Source organism: Marinicauda algicola (genome assembly GCF_017161425.1).
GTDB classification, from domain to species: domain Bacteria; phylum Pseudomonadota; class Alphaproteobacteria; order Caulobacterales; family Maricaulaceae; genus Marinicauda; species Marinicauda algicola.
Genome location: NZ_CP071057.1, coordinates 2912136 through 2925724, shown reverse-complemented (window position 1 = coordinate 2925724; position 13589 = coordinate 2912136). Strand labels below are relative to the sequence as shown.

At 68.9% G+C, this 13589-nt stretch carries 14 protein-coding genes; 6 read left to right on the top strand and 8 right to left on the bottom strand.

Annotation, left to right across the window (positions count from 1 at the left end; all coding sequences use genetic code 11):
- Positions 1-16 precede the first annotated feature (16 nt).
- Entirely contained in the window at positions 17-1381 is a 1365-nt protein-coding gene (gene hemN / locus JW792_RS14555; protein ID WP_135995077.1) for an oxygen-independent coproporphyrinogen III oxidase, read from the top strand.
- Positions 1382-1445: 64 nt separating this feature from the next.
- On the top strand, positions 1446-2219 hold the full coding sequence (locus JW792_RS14550; protein ID WP_135995078.1) for a DUF2189 domain-containing protein: 774 nt from the start codon (positions 1446-1448) through the stop codon (positions 2217-2219).
- 135 nt (positions 2220-2354) lie between these two features.
- Here the strand turns inward: JW792_RS14550 and ccoS are convergent, their stop codons facing one another.
- From ccoS to ccoN, 8 genes are read right to left on the bottom strand one after another with little or no spacing between them, the layout of a single operon-like run.
- Complete coding sequence (gene ccoS, locus JW792_RS14545) at positions 2355-2528, bottom strand: cbb3-type cytochrome oxidase assembly protein CcoS (RefSeq protein WP_135995079.1); 174 nt, start codon at positions 2526-2528, stop codon at positions 2355-2357.
- Positions 2525-4705, bottom strand: coding sequence for a heavy metal translocating P-type ATPase (locus JW792_RS14540; protein WP_135995080.1), 2181 nt, complete (start codon positions 4703-4705; stop codon positions 2525-2527). Before JW792_RS14540 ends, ccoS begins: the two co-directional genes overlap by 4 nt.
- Positions 4693-5187, bottom strand: a complete 495-nt coding sequence (locus JW792_RS14535; protein WP_135995081.1) for a FixH family protein — start codon at positions 5185-5187, stop codon at positions 4693-4695. Before JW792_RS14535 ends, JW792_RS14540 begins: the two co-directional genes overlap by 13 nt.
- A 5-nt stretch (positions 5188-5192) precedes the next feature.
- Positions 5193-6674: a cytochrome c oxidase accessory protein CcoG gene (gene ccoG, locus JW792_RS14530; protein WP_135995082.1), complete on the bottom strand. Its 1482-nt coding sequence runs from the start codon at positions 6672-6674 to the stop codon at positions 5193-5195.
- 51 nt (positions 6675-6725) lie between these two features.
- Positions 6726-7688: a cytochrome-c oxidase, cbb3-type subunit III gene (gene ccoP / locus JW792_RS14525; RefSeq protein ID WP_135995083.1), complete on the bottom strand. Its 963-nt coding sequence runs from the start codon at positions 7686-7688 to the stop codon at positions 6726-6728.
- Complete coding sequence (locus JW792_RS14520) at positions 7681-7884, bottom strand: cbb3-type cytochrome c oxidase subunit 3 (protein ID WP_135995084.1); 204 nt, start codon at positions 7882-7884, stop codon at positions 7681-7683. Before JW792_RS14520 ends, ccoP begins: the two co-directional genes overlap by 8 nt.
- Positions 7885-7888: 4 nt before the next feature.
- Entirely contained in the window at positions 7889-8650 is a 762-nt protein-coding gene (gene ccoO, locus JW792_RS14515; protein WP_135995085.1) for a cytochrome-c oxidase, cbb3-type subunit II, read from the bottom strand.
- Between the two features lie 13 nt (positions 8651-8663).
- Entirely contained in the window at positions 8664-10322 is a 1659-nt protein-coding gene (gene ccoN / locus JW792_RS14510) for a cytochrome-c oxidase, cbb3-type subunit I (RefSeq protein ID WP_135995086.1), read from the bottom strand.
- A gap of 193 nt (positions 10323-10515) precedes the next feature.
- On the opposite strand from ccoN, the gene JW792_RS14505 reads away from it, so the two are divergent.
- From JW792_RS14505 to JW792_RS14490, 4 genes are all read left to right on the top strand, one after another.
- Positions 10516-11217, top strand: coding sequence for a sulfite exporter TauE/SafE family protein (locus JW792_RS14505; RefSeq protein ID WP_135995087.1), 702 nt, complete (start codon positions 10516-10518; stop codon positions 11215-11217).
- Between the two features lie 70 nt (positions 11218-11287).
- Positions 11288-12433 carry a lycopene cyclase family protein gene (locus JW792_RS14500; protein ID WP_135995088.1) on the top strand — a complete coding sequence of 382 codons (1146 nt, stop codon included), beginning with the start codon at positions 11288-11290 and terminating at the stop codon, positions 12431-12433.
- A 126-nt stretch (positions 12434-12559) separates the two neighbouring features.
- Positions 12560-12766, top strand: coding sequence for a NepR family anti-sigma factor (locus JW792_RS14495; RefSeq protein WP_135995089.1), 207 nt, complete (start codon positions 12560-12562; stop codon positions 12764-12766).
- A complete protein-coding gene (locus tag JW792_RS14490) occupies positions 12750-13364 on the top strand; it encodes a sigma-70 family RNA polymerase sigma factor (RefSeq protein WP_135995090.1) in 615 nt (204 codons plus the stop codon). The genes JW792_RS14495 and JW792_RS14490 overlap by 17 nt, the downstream gene beginning before the upstream one ends.
- Positions 13365-13589: the final 225 nt, after the last annotated feature.

Genomic DNA, 13589 nt, shown 5'->3' with positions numbered 1-13589 from the left:
GGGCTACTCGCGGGACATGACCCAGACTGCTGCCTCCCCCGCCGCCCGGCGCGACACGCTGCTGAAGTTCGCGGCCCGCCACAGCCCGCGCTACACGAGCTACCCGACCGCGCCGCACTTCCATGCCGGTGTGACCGGAGAGACCGTCTCGGGCTGGCTCGCCGGCCTGCCCGAAGACCGGCCGGTCTCGCTCTACCTGCACATCCCCTACTGCCATACGCTGTGCTGGTATTGCGGCTGCAACACCACGGCGACGCAGAAGCGCTCCCCCATCGCGGCCTATGTCGAGCCGCTGCTCGTGGAGATCGACCGCATCGCCGACCGCCTGCCGGCGCGCATGAGCGTCTCCCACCTCGCCTTCGGCGGGGGGACGCCGACCATCCTGTCGGCGGACGATCTCGACCGGATCATGGAGCGGCTGCGCGCGCGCTTCGAGATCCGCCAGGACGCCGAGCTGTCCATCGAGATCGACCCCAGGCATTTCGATGTCGATCTCGCCCGCGCGCTGTCCCGGCACGGCTTCACCCGCGCGAGTACCGGCATCCAGACCTTCGACCTGAAGGTCCAGAAGGCGATCAACCGGGTCCAGTCGCTGGACGTGACCGCGCTCGCCTTCGACCGGCTGCGCGAGAACGGGATCACCGAGATCAATGCCGACGTGCTCTACGGCCTGCCCCACCAGAGCGTCGCGGCGAGCGAGGACACCGCGCTCGGCGTGGTCTCGCTGGAGCCCTCGCGCCTGGCGGTCTTCGGCTACGCCCACGTGCCGCACATGAAGGCGCACCAGAAGCTCATTCCCGATGCCAGCCTGCCCGGGCCGGCCGAGCGCCTCGCCCAGGCCGACCGCATGGACGAGGTATTCCGCGCGGCGGGTTACGAACGCATCGGCATCGACCATTACGCCAGGCCCGGCGACGCGATGGCGGCCGCGGACCGCGCCGGCACGCTGAAGCGCAATTTCCAGGGCTACACCACCGACACGGCGCAGACCCTGATCGGCATCGGGGCGTCCTCGATCTCGCGTACGCCGTTCGGCTACATGCAGAACAAGGTGAGCGTGCGCGAGTGGATGGCGGCCCTGGCGAGCGGCGAACTCCCCGTGGCCCGCGGTGTGGAGATCACGTCCGAGGACGCCTTCCGCGGCGCGATCATCGAGGCGCTGATGACCCGGCTCGAGGCCGATCTCCCCGCCATCGCCAAGGCTCATGGCCGCGCGGTGCCGCAGGCCGATCTCGCGGAACTCGAGGCAGCGGGCGTGGTGCGGCGCGAAGGCGGTCTCGTGCGCGTCGACCCGGCCTACCGTCCCCTGGCACGCCTCGCCGCGGCGGCCTTCGACCGGCATTTCGCGAGCGGCACTGCGAAGCACTCGGTATCGGTCTAGCGGCGAATTGACGCGTCTCCCGTTCCCCTACACACTCTGGGGAAAAGACACGAGGGAGGAGACGATGGTCACGCTCGAGCGCACGCGCAAGGACGCACCCTGGGCCTGGCTGAAGGCCGGGTTCGCCGACATGATGAGCGCGCCGGTCATCTCGATCGGCTATGGCGCGGCGTTCACGCTCGCCGGGGTGCTGATCACGGTCGGGCTCTGGTCCATCGGGCAGGCGGCGATGACGCCGGTGCTGGCCGGCGGCTTCGCCCTCGTCGCGCCGGCCTTCGCGGTCGGCATCTACCGCATCAACCAGGTGCGCGAGGAAGGCAAGACGCCGGGCCTGCTCGATTTCTGGTCGCTGCCGGCAGGCCGGATCGGCCAGCTCGCGCTCCTGAGCGTGCTCCTCCTGGTCTTCTTCCTGACCTGGGCGCGGCTGGCGCAGTTCCTCTATGCGGCCTTCACGGTCGGCAATTCCATGCCGGCGGGCGAATTCACCCAGTTCCTGTTCACCGATCCGGCGGGCCTGACCCTGCTCGTCGTCGGCACGGCCATCGGCGCGGTGCTCGCCTTCGTCACCTTCGCGGTGTCCGCCCTCGCCTTCCCGATGCTGACCGACCAGGACGTGGATGCCGTCACCGCCGTGGTGGCCAGCGTGAAGGCGGTCCTCCAGCAGCCCTTCACCATGCTCACCTGGGCCTGGCTCATCGCCTTCTTCGTGGCGGTCGGCAGCGCCCTGTTCTTCGTCGGCCTCGCCCTCGCCTTCCCCTGGCTCGCCCATGCCAGCTGGCGCGCCTACAGGGATTTCGATCCGAAGCCGGAGCCGAGCGCGAGCGCGGTGCGGGGGTAGGCTTCCCGCTCCCCTCTCCGTCCGGCGGTTTCCCGGCAGGTCTGCGCTTTCCCGCGTCCCGGCGAAAGCCTCCTATCCTGTGGAATTGTTCAGGATTTGAAGCCTTTTCGGCCCCCTTTCGGGAAGGCGGAGATGTCAGCTCTCCCCCTCCTCCTCGTCGACGATGGGCTTGTCGTCGTCGATGAGGATGCGCTGGGCGGCGCCTTCGATGTCCTCGTACTGGCCCGAGCGCACGCTCCACAGGAAGGCGGCGAGGCCGGCGAAGCCGAGCCCGAGCGCGATCGGGATGAGCCAGATGAGGGCGTTCATTTGCGCAAGAGCCTCATGGCGTTGCCGGTGACCAGGATCGAGCTGCCCGACATGGCGATGGCGGCCACCAGCGGGGTGACGAAGCCGAACACGGCCAGCGGCACGGCGATGCAGTTGTAGATCGCGGCGAGGGCGAAATTCTCGAACACGCGCCGGCGGCTGGCCCGCGCCACGTCGATGGCGGTCGGGATGGCCGAGAGCCGGTCGCCCTGGATGACGAGATCGGCCGCCGAGCGCGAGATCTCCGCCGCCGAGCCCATAGAGATCGAGACATGGGCGGCCGCGAGCGCGGGCGCGTCGTTGATGCCGTCCCCGACCATGAGCGGATTGTCCCCGGCGAGCGCCTCGATGCGGGCGATCTTCTCCTGCGGCTTCAGCTCGGCCTGCGCCTGCCCGATGCCGAGCTCGCGCGCGACCGCCTCGACCGGGCCGGAGCGGTCCCCGGACAGCAGCTCGGTCTCCAGCCCCCTCGCCTCGACCGCGGCGATCATGTCCCTGGCATCGCTCCTCACGGCATCGGAGAAGACGAAGCGGACCGGGGCCTGGTCCTCGACCTGCAGCCAGGCCTCCATGGCATGGGCCTGGGGCCCGGACGTCTCGCTGTCGGCCCCGATCCAGCCGGCCGAGCCGAAGCGCACGCGTCTGCCGTCGACCACACCTTCCAGTCCGCCGCCGGGAACCTCGCGAACGTCCTTCGCGGTATCGCCCATGCCGGCCGCGTCGGCGACGGCGCGCGAGACCGGGTGGCGCGAGGAGCGCGCGAGCTTGGCCGCGAGCTCGATCGTCTCGGGTCGCAGGGCGTGCGGGTTGAGCAGTTTGGGCTTGCCCAGCGTCAGCGTGCCGGTCTTGTCGAAGATGGCGCGCCTCGCCGTGGCGAGGCGTTCGAGCGCGTCGCCGGATTTCACCAGCACGCCCTCGCGGTAGAGCCGTCCGCAGGCGACGATCTGAACCGCCGGCACCGCGAGCGCGAGCGCGCACGGGCAGGTGATGATCAGCACCGCGATGGCGTTCAGGATCCCCGCACGCGGGTCGTTGCCGATGACGATCCAGCCGATCAGCGTGAGCGCGGCGAGCGTGTGCACGACCGGCGCGTAGAGCCGGGCCGCGCGGTCGGCGAGGCGCACATAGCTCGACCGGTTCTGTTCGCCGGCCTCGACCAGGCGCGCGATCTCGGCGAGCAGGGAGTCCTCGCGCGCGGCGGTGGCCTTCACGGTCAGCGTGCCGGTGAGATTGACCATGCCGGAATAGACCGCGTCGCCGGGAGAGAGCTCGACCGGCCGGGTCTCGCCGGTGACGAGCGAGGCGTCGGCCTGCCCGCAGCCCTCCAGGATCACCGCATCGACCGGCATGCGGTCGCCGGCCGCGACGAGGAGCCGGTCGCCGGGCGCGATCTCGCGCGCGGGCACGGCCTTGACCGTGCCGTCGGCGCCGATGCGGTGGGCGACGCTCGCCTGCAGGGCGGCGAGCTGGCGCGCGGCCTGGCCGGCCTTCGCCCTCAGCCGGCTGTCGAGATAGCGCCCGATCAGCAGGAAGAAGAGCAGCATGACGGCGGCATCGAAATACGCATCGCCATGGCCGATCAGCAGCTCGTAGAAGGACAGGCCCATCGCCAGGCAGATCGCCAGCGAGATCGGCACGTCCATGTTCAGGCTCTTCGCCTTCAGGGCCCGCAACGCGCTCTCGAAGAAGGGCCGGCCCGAATAGATCGCGGCGGGAAGCGCGATCATCGCCGAGATCCAGTGCAGCAGCTGGCGCGTGCCGAAATCCATCTCGCCCTCGCCGGCCCAGACCGAGACCGAGAGCAGCATCACGTTGGCGGTCGCGAAGCCCGCCACCGCCATGGCGCGCAGCAGGCGCTTCTCTTCCGACTTGCCCGGATCCTCGCCGGTCTCCGGCTGGAAGGGCGTGGCGGCATAGCCGAGCGAGCGCACCTTCTCGACGATCCTGCGCGCTTCGCTGTCCGGGCCGGTGAAGGTCACGGCGAGCCGGCCGGTGGAGAGGTTGAGACGGGCGTGCTTCACGCTCTCCATCTCGTTCAGGCCGCCCTCGATCTTCGAGATGCACCCGGCACAGCGCGCGCCCTCGACCGCGAGGTCGAGCGCCTTCGCGTCGCCCTCGCTGCGCACGAAGGCGGACGGATCGTTGCCGCGCAGATTGGCAGCGTCTAGCGGTGCCAAAGCCTGTGCTCCATCTCGAAGGGACGCTCCCCGTCGACGTGCGCGCTGAGAATCCACTGGCCTTCGGGCAGATCCGAGACCTCGGCGACATAGAGCCCGGTCTCGCGCTCGCGGAAGGCCAGCGGGCGGTCGAGACCGGTGTCGGCCGGGTGGCGCAGCGCGCCTTCCAGGAACAGCCCGCCGACCGGCGAGCCGTCGGGCCGGGCGATCTCGACCAGGACCTGGCCGCCGGTCATGTTGACCGCGGCCTGCCAGCCGAGTTCGGCCTGGGCGCGGCGCGCCTCGATCACCCGGTTGTATTCCAGCCCCTGGACGTAGGAGCGCTCGACCTCCTCGCCGGAGAAGGTCTTCACCGCGAAGGCGATGAAGACCGCATTGACCGCGATGACGACCGCGAAGAAGCCGACCAGGGCGAACAGCACGTGCCGCCCGCGTACCACGAAGCGGGGCTCGCGCTGGTCGATATAATTGTCGCTCGTCATGGCCTTCACCTTTCCAGCGGCGTGCGGAACACGGCCGGCGCGCGTGCCGTCTCGCCGGTCCCGGGATGTTCTACCACGAATGTGATGTCTTCGCTGGCGCGGTCGATCGCCTCGGGCGGCAGGGTGAGGAAGAGCCGGAAATCGCGCGTCTCGTCGGCGTCCACCGGAAGCATCATGGAGGCTTGCGGCGTGCCGAGCACGCGGACCTCGAAGGCCGGGTCGCCCTCCAGCCTCAGCGCGAACTCGCGCGGCTCGCCGGCCTTGTTGAGGACCTTCAGAGTGTAGCCGTTCCTCACCGAGCCGTCCGAGAGCACGACGAAGTTCGGATTGCGGTCGCGGGTGACGTTGAGCTCCAGCGTGGAGCGGGTCATCAGGCCGAACAGCATGACGCCGGCGACGATCGCGAAGGAGATCGCGTAGTAGAGCGTCCTGACGCGCACGAAGCGGTAGCGCGGCGCCTCGCCCTTCAGGCGGCGGTCGATATTGTCGTCGGTGTCGTAGGCGATGAGCCCGCGCGGTCTGCCGACCTTGTCCATGATATCGTTGCAGGCATCGATGCACAGCGCGCAGCCGATGCATTCCAGCTGCGGGCCGTTCCTGATGTCGATGCCCATCGGGCAGGCCGCGACGCAGGCCTTGCAGTCGATGCAGTCGCCGCGCCCCTCCCAGCTTTCACCCTTCTTGTGGGGGCCGCGCGGCTCGCCGCGGTCGACCCGGTAGGTGACGTTGAGCGCCTCGCGGTCGGTCATCGCCGCCTGGATGCGCGGCCAGGGGCACATATAGGTGCACACCTGCTCCCTCATCGTGCCGGCCAGGGTGTAGGTGGTGAAGGTCAGCATGGCGAAGAACAGGTAGGCGGTCAGCGGCGCCTGGCCTGTGAAGAAGTCGGACAGGAGATCGAAGGCGTCGTGGAAATAGAGGATCCACGCCCCGCCCGTGGCCGCCGCGATGACGAGCCAGACGGCGTGCTTGGCGATCTTCTTGCGCGCCTTGTCGAAGCTCCACGGCGCGCGGTCGAGCATGATGCGCTTGTTGCGGTCGCCCTCGAAGAACCGCTCCACGGCGATGAAGAGATCGGTCCACACCGTCTGCGGGCAGGCATAGCCGCACCACACGCGGCCGAACAGGGCGGTGACGAGGAACAGGCCCAGCGCGGCGAGGATCAGCAGGCCGGTGATGTAATAGACTTCCTGAGGCCAGATCTCGATGAAGAAGAAGTAGAAGCGCGCATTGGCGAAATCGACCAGCACGGCCTGGTCGGGCGCGTTCGGCCCGCGGTCCCAGCGCACGAAGGGCAGGACGTAGTAGAGGCCCAGCGCCACCGCCATGAAGATCCACTTGAAGCGGCGGAACGGCCCCTTCACGAGCTTGGGGTAGATCGGCTCGCGCTTCTTGTAGAGTTCACGGACCTCGGCGTCGTTGACGGGCGTGGCATCGATCTCGGTGACGCCCGGTGCGGCCTTCGGCCGTCTGTCGATCAGGTTCATTTCAGTCTCCGGCGGGCTCACCGGATCGCTTCGGGGAGGAAAGGGGGCCGGTTATTCTCCGGCCGCCCCGCCCGTGCCGCGGTCCATGAGCGCCGCTTCAGCAAATTCGTCGGGCTGGCCGCCGCCGAGCAGATAGACATAGGCGGCCAGCGCAGTGATCGTGGCATCGTCCAGACGTTCGCCCCAGTTGGGCATCACGCCGAACGGCCCGCGCCAGACCGAGTTGCGGACCTGCTCGCGCGCGCTGCCATAGAGCCAGTAGCGGTCGGTCAGGTTCGGCGCACCGATGCTCTGATCGCCGCGCCCGTCCACGCCGTGACAGGCCGAGCACTGCAGCTCGAACACTTCCGCCCCGGTGGTGCGCCCCGCCTCGGTCGGTTCGATCAGCCCGCCCAGCGCCATGACGTGATCGGTCACCGCCTCGATCTCCTCGTTGGTGAGCAGGTTCTCGCGGCCATAGGCGGGCATCTGGGAATAGCGCGTCTCGGGGTGGTCGGTGCGGATGCCGACCTGCAGGGTGTGGCGGATCTCGTCGAACGTGCCGCCCCACAGCCAGATATCGTCATTGAGGTTGGGGTAGCCGATGGCTCCCTGCCCGCCCGCACCGTGGCAGGTCGCGCAATTGTCCCCGAAGGCGGACTCCCCGGCGGCCATGGCGAAGCCCAGGAGGTCGGGATCGGCCTCGATCGCCGTGATGCCGCCCTCGGCGGCGGCCTGCTCCAGACGCTCGAACATCGGCCCGCGCGAGTCCTGCAGGTCGGCGAGCGCCTCGCGCACGTTGGCGCGCTCGGAGTGGTCGCGAAGACCCGGCGTGTATTCCCCGCCGATGCCGGGAAGGCCCGGGATCGCCGGCATGAAGATCATGTAGACGACCGACCAGGCGACCGTCGCGTAGAACACCCAGACCCACCAGCGCGGCAGCGGGTTGTTCAGCTCCTTGATGCCGTCCCATTCGTGGCCCGTGGTCTCGACCCCGGTGTGGGCGTCGACATCCTTTTTCTCGTGCTCAGCCATTGGTCTTGTCCTCGTGGTCGGCCTCGCCTTCCTCGGCGGCGGCCGGCTTGTCGTCGTCCCTCAGCGGCACCCGGGCGGCTTCCTCGAACTTCTGCTGGTGCTTCGGCCACAGGGCGTAGACCAGCACCGCGATGAAGAGGGCGAAGAAGAACAGGAGCCCCCAGGTCTGCGCAAAGCTCGCGAGCGCCTCGTACATGCCGCTACCTCAGATTCTCGTCGGCCGTGGCCTCGTAGGTGGAGAAGTCCACCATCGTGCCCAGGATCTGCAGATAGGCGATCAGGGCGTCGAGTTCGGAGACCATGTCCGGATTACCGTCGAAATCGCGAACCGGTGCGCCGGGATAGCGTTCCAGGAAGGCGTCGTAGTCGGCGGCATAGGGGTCGAGCTGGGTGTAGATGTCGCTCTCGGCGTTGGCGATCATCTCCTCGGTATAGGGCACGCCCAGGCGCGCATTGGCCCTGAGCCGGCTCTCCACCACCTCCACCTCGAGCGGGGTGCGCTCCAGCATCGCGTAGGGCGGCATGATCGACTCCGGCACGACCGAGCGCGGGTCGCGCATGTGGTCGCGGTGCCATTCGTCGGAATACTTGCCGCCGACGCGGGCGAGATCGGGACCGGTGCGCTTCGAGCCCCACTGGAAGGGCCGGTCGTACATGCTCTCGGCGGCCAGCGAGTAGTGGCCGTAGCGCTCCACCTCGTCGCGCAGCGGGCGGATCATCTGCGAGTGGCAGGTATAGCAGCCCTCGCGGATGTAGATGTCGCGGCCCATCAGCGCGAGCGGGGAGTAGGGGCGCACGCCCTCGACCTCCTCGATCGTGGTGTCGAGGTAGAAGAGCGGGGCGATCTCCACCACGCCGCCCACCGCGACCACGCCGAGAATGCCGACGGTCAGCACGATGGAGTTCTTCTCCAGGACCTTCTTGTGCCAGCCCCAGACGGGATTTTCGCGTTTCTTCGCCATGGAAATCTCCCTCCTACTCGGCCGGCTGGATCTTGTGGGACTGGGTCTGGGCGGCGTCCTCGGTCTCTCTCACGTCGCCGCGGATCGTCTTGTAGACGTTCCAGGCCATGAGCAGCGCCCCGACGAGGTAGAGCACGCCGCCGAGCATGCGGATGACGTAGTAGGGCTGCATCGCCTCCACGGTCTCCACGAAGGAGTATTCCAGGAAGCCGAGCGCATTGTAGGCGCGCCACATCAGGCCCTGCATGATGCCCGACACCCACATCGAGGTGATGTAGAGAAGGATGCCCAGCGTCGCGACCCAGAAGTGCCACTCGATCAGGGCGCGCGAGTACATGCCCTTGCGCTTCCACAGCCACGGGATCAGGCAGTAGAGCGCGCCGAAGCTGATGAAGCCGACCCAGCCGAGCGCACCGGAATGCACGTGGCCGATCGTCCAGTCGGTGTAGTGCGAGAGCGAGTTGACCGCCCGCACGCTCATCACCGGGCCCTCGAAGGTGGACATGCCGTAGAAGGCGACCGAGACGACGAGCATGCGCACGACCGGATCGGTGCGAAGCCGGTCCCACGCGCCCGAGAGCGTCATCAGGCCGTTGATCATGCCGCCCCAGCTCGGCATCCACAGCATCACCGAGAAGGTCATGCCCAGCGTCTGCGCCCACTCGGGCAGCGCGGTGTAGTGCAGGTGGTGGGGGCCGGCCCAGATATAGATGAAGATCAGCGACCAGAAGTGGATGATCGACAGCCGGTAGGAATAGACCGGGCGCTCCACCCGCTTGGGGATGAAGTAGTACATGATCGCCAGGAAGCCCGCGGTCAGGAAGAAGCCCACCGCGTTGTGGCCGTACCACCACTGGGTCAGCGCGTCCTGAACGCCCGCGAAGGCGGAATAGGAGCGCGAGCCCAGGAAGCTCGCCGGCAGGGCCAGATTGTTGACCACGTGCAGCATCGCGATGGTCACGATGAAGGCGAGGTAGAACCAGTTGGCCACGTAGATGTGGGGTTCCTTGCGCTTGGCGAGCGTGGCCAGGAAGACCAGCAGATAGGCGACCCAGACGACGGTCAGCCAGAGGTCCGCGTACCATTCCGGCTCGGCATACTCCTTCGACTGGGTGATACCCAGCAGGTAGCCGGTCGCGGCCACGACGATGAAGAAGTTGTAGCCCCAGAACACGAACCAGGCCCACGCGTCGCCGGCGATGCGCGTGCGGCAGGTGCGCTGGACGACGTAGAAGCTCGTCGCGATCAGCACGTTGCCGCCGAAGGCGAAGATCACCCCGGAGGTGTGCAGCGGGCGCAGGCGGCCGAAATTGAGTTCGGGAAAGGCCTCCCAGGACAGCAGCGCGGGAAAGGCGAGCTGGGCGGCGATGACGACGCCGACGAGGATGCCGACCACCCCCCAGAACACCGAGGCGATGGCGCCGTACTTGACGACGTTCTCGTTGTACTCGGTGGGCTCGGTCTCGACCCCGCCCTCGCCGTAGATACCGACGATGGCGAACAGGCCGAGCAGGAAACCGCCCCCGATCAGCCAGGCCTGGATCCGCATCGCCGCGTCCGCGCCGTCGGCGGCGGCCAGGATCGACCATAACAGCCCGCCGAGGCAGATGGCGGTAATGGCCATCGCACTCGCGTCGAAACCGGATCGCTTGGGTAGAGCTGCGGCGCTCATACGCCCCTCCATGCAAAGTCCATTTGCGCCCTCCTATCCGCCCTGAAAAGCCGCAGGGCAAGTAGGGCAATATGCCTCACTCGGAATTTCAGCCTAGGGAAGTTAGGCGCTCAGGTCACCCGCAAACCCGGGCCGGGAAGGCGATTATGCCGACCGCACCCCCGGGGCACTCCATCCGGAAAGGCGCCCAGAGGTGAGCCACGCCGCCCACGCCATCCATGGTCTGCTTTCGCAATGCTCCGACGGTTCGCTCGGCTTCGCGAGCGGGCTCGTCGCAGGCTTCGGGGCGAGCGTGCATTGCCTGGCCATGTGCGGCGGGATCGCGGCCGCGATCTCGATGCGCGGCGCGCCGCTCCCGGCGGGCGGGGCGGGCGTGCTCGCCTCGCGGGCCGCCTATCTGGCGCAGGCCCAGGTCGCGCGCATCGCCGTCTATGTCGCGCTCGGCGCCTCGGCCGGCTTCGTCGGCACGGGCTTCGCCGCACCTGATTCGGGGGCTGCCGGGCTCGCCGTGCTGCGCTGGCTGTCGGCGGCGTTGCTGGTGACGATGGGACTGTCGATCGCGGGCTGGGCACCGCTGCAGGGGCTCGGGGCGCGGCTCGCCAGCCCGCTGACGCGCCGGCTGCACCTGCTGCACCGCTTCGGCGCGCCGGGCCTCGGTCTGGTCTGGGGCCTGATGCCCTGCTCCATGGTCTGGCTGATGACCGCCTATGCCGGCCTGTCGGGATCGCCGGGCCAGGGCGCGCTGATCATGGCCGGGTTCGGGCTCGGCACCGTGCCGCTGCTGACCGCCGCGGCGACCGGCGCCGGGGCGTTCGCGAGCCTTGCGCGATCCGCACCCGTCCGCATCGGCGCCGGGCTCGTCCTTCTCGCCTTCGGCGTGGCGAGCCTCGTGTGATCGTCAACAGCCCTCTTTTCCTCGTCCGCGATTGCGGCCACGCTTCGCGCTCATCGCCACGGAACGCGACATGGACCCCAGACACGATGCGGACGTGATCATCCTCGGCGGCGGGCTCGCCGGGCTGACGCTCGCCGCACGCCTCGCCCGCTCGGGCGCGCGCCTCGGCGTGCGCATCGTCGAGCCGCGCGCGAGCTGGAGCGAATCGCGCAGCTGGTGCTTCTGGGCCCCGCGGACCAACCCGCTCGCCGGTTTCGTCTCCCACCGCTGGCAGCGCTGGACGTTCTCCGACGCGGCGGGCGAACGGCGCGCGCACGCGGTGCCCGGCCTCCTCTACCAGCAGCTGGAGAGCGGGGCGGTCTTCGCCCGCCTGCTCGCCCAGCTGGAAGACGCGCCGGACATCCGGCTGGAGACCGGGGTGACCGCCCATGCGATCGCCCCGGGGCGCAGCGGCCTCCTCGTCGAGACGAGCGCGGGCCGGCTCGCGGCGCGCCACGTCATCGACACCCGTCCCCCGGTCGCCGAGGGCGCACGCGGGCCGCTCCTGTTCCAGTGCTTTGCCGGCCGCACCGTTCGCACCGGCACCAGCACGGGGACCGACAGCGCGGAGGTGGAGCTGATGACGGGTATGCGCGCCGACGCGGGCGGGCTCGTCTTCGACTATGTCCTGCCGCTGGGCGACGGGCTGGCGCGCGCGGAATCCGTGCGCTGGGCGTTCCGGGCGGTGCCGCGAGACACGCTCGCGCGCGATCTCGACGCCATGCTCGCGAGGCGCGGCTGGGCGGGCGAAGGCGCGGCGAGCTTCGGCGTGCTGCCCACCGGACTGCCGCGCGAGCGGGCCACGCACCCGGCCGGCCTCGTGCGTGCCGCGATCGGGACGGGCGGCTGGCGCGCGGGGGCCGGCCACGCCCTGCTGCGCATCGAGGCCTGGGCCGCGGCCGCGAGCACACGGCTGCTCTCGGGAGCGGTCCCGCCGGTGCACCGCGACCCCGGACGCTTCCAGCACCATCTCACCCGCATCCTCGTGCGCATCCTCGAGCACAGGCCGGAGCGCCTCGACGCGATCGTCATGCATCTCGCGACGCGGCTGCCTTCCGCGAGCCTGGTGCGCCTGATGAGCGGATGCGCCGGGTTCGCCGATGCCGCACGGCTCATCGCCTGCCTGGACCGGCGCGCGCTCGCGCGCGGCCTGCCGGTGCGCCGGGCGCAGCGCTGAGACGGGCGCTCGTCCCGCATCGCACGACGTTTTTCCAGGCTTCTGCAGCCCGGTTCTGAAACCGCGTGCGCCGCGAGGCGTTCTTCGAGACGACTCCCGGAACCGCAGCAGCCTTGGGAAGCGATCATGGCCAGTCGTCCAAAACAGGCCGGCAAGGCCGCCTCTCCCCGGCCATCCGGGTCCGACGAGGCGGACGAGCTCGGAGCGTTCGGGCGCCAGCTGCGCCGGCTTTATCAGGACACGGTCAACGAACCCATTCCCGAGAGTTTCCGGGACCTGCTCGACCAGCTCGAAGCCGACGAGGAAGGCGGCACCGATGAGCCCGGACGATGAAGACACCGGACGGCGGGTCGAACGCGAATTCAAGCGCGCGCTTGCCGAACTCATTCCCTATCTGCGCGCCTTCGCGCGCAGCCTGTGCCGCGATGCGAGCGAGGCCGACGATCTCGCCCAGGAGGCGCTCGTGAAGGCCTGGCGGGCGCGCGACAGCTTCGAGCCCGGGACCAATCTGAAGGCCTGGGTCTTCATGATCCTGCGCAACCATTTCTACTCCGAACGCCGCAAGGCCTGGCGCAAGAACGAGGTGACAACGGAGAACGACATCGAGCGCCCCGGCCCCAGGACCGCCGCGCAGGACGCCTCGATCGCGCTCGCCGAGGTGCGCGAAGCGCTCAACCATCTCTCGCCCGATCAGCGCGAGGCGATCATCCTGGTCGGCGCGGGCGGGTTTTCCTACGAGGAGGCCGCCGAGATCTGCGCCGTCGCGGTCGGCACCATCAAGAGCCGGGTGAGCCGGGCGCGGCGCACGCTCGTCGAGCTGATGGAGCGGGGCGGGGTGCGCCTGCCCGCCGAGAATACCCAGTGCCCGGCGATGGACAGCCTGCTCGAGGAAGCCTCCCACCTCGCCGCTGCCGACCGGAACGGCGAGTAAGAAAGAAAACTCGCGGGAGTCGTTGCAGATGGTCGAAACCGCTGCAGCCGGAGGAGCCCGGTAATACAAATATATCTGAAATATCCGAACCCTATGAGGAACGTCATGCAGCTTCAATGCGTTGATCGGCTTCGACGTTTCAGGGGGATGGCTCCTGCATGATTATTCAACGTTGCTTTACCTGTGACCGCCGGTCACTATATGCCTGACTGAACGAACTTCCTT

Coding starts and splice junctions, on each gene's coding strand:
- ccoG (WP_135995082.1), bottom strand. CDS start 6,674: ATGAACCTGATCGACAGACGGCCGAAGGCCGCACCGGGCGTCACCGAG.
- JW792_RS14490 (WP_135995090.1), top strand. CDS start 12,750: ATGAGCCCGGACGATGAAGACACCGGACGGCGGGTCGAACGCGAATTC.
- ccoS (WP_135995079.1), bottom strand. CDS start 2,528: ATGAACGCCCTCATCTGGCTCATCCCGATCGCGCTCGGGCTCGGCTTC.
- JW792_RS14535 (WP_135995081.1), bottom strand. CDS start 5,187: ATGACGAGCGACAATTATATCGACCAGCGCGAGCCCCGCTTCGTGGTA.
- JW792_RS14520 (WP_135995084.1), bottom strand. CDS start 7,884: ATGTACGAGGCGCTCGCGAGCTTTGCGCAGACCTGGGGGCTCCTGTTC.
- JW792_RS14495 (WP_135995089.1), top strand. CDS start 12,560: ATGGCCAGTCGTCCAAAACAGGCCGGCAAGGCCGCCTCTCCCCGGCCA.
- hemN (WP_135995077.1), top strand. CDS start 17: ATGACCCAGACTGCTGCCTCCCCCGCCGCCCGGCGCGACACGCTGCTG.
- ccoO (WP_135995085.1), bottom strand. CDS start 8,650: ATGGCGAAGAAACGCGAAAATCCCGTCTGGGGCTGGCACAAGAAGGTC.
- ccoP (WP_135995083.1), bottom strand. CDS start 7,688: ATGGCTGAGCACGAGAAAAAGGATGTCGACGCCCACACCGGGGTCGAG.
- JW792_RS14550 (WP_135995078.1), top strand. CDS start 1,446: ATGGTCACGCTCGAGCGCACGCGCAAGGACGCACCCTGGGCCTGGCTG.
- ccoN (WP_135995086.1), bottom strand. CDS start 10,322: ATGAGCGCCGCAGCTCTACCCAAGCGATCCGGTTTCGACGCGAGTGCG.
- JW792_RS14500 (WP_135995088.1), top strand. CDS start 11,288: ATGGACCCCAGACACGATGCGGACGTGATCATCCTCGGCGGCGGGCTC.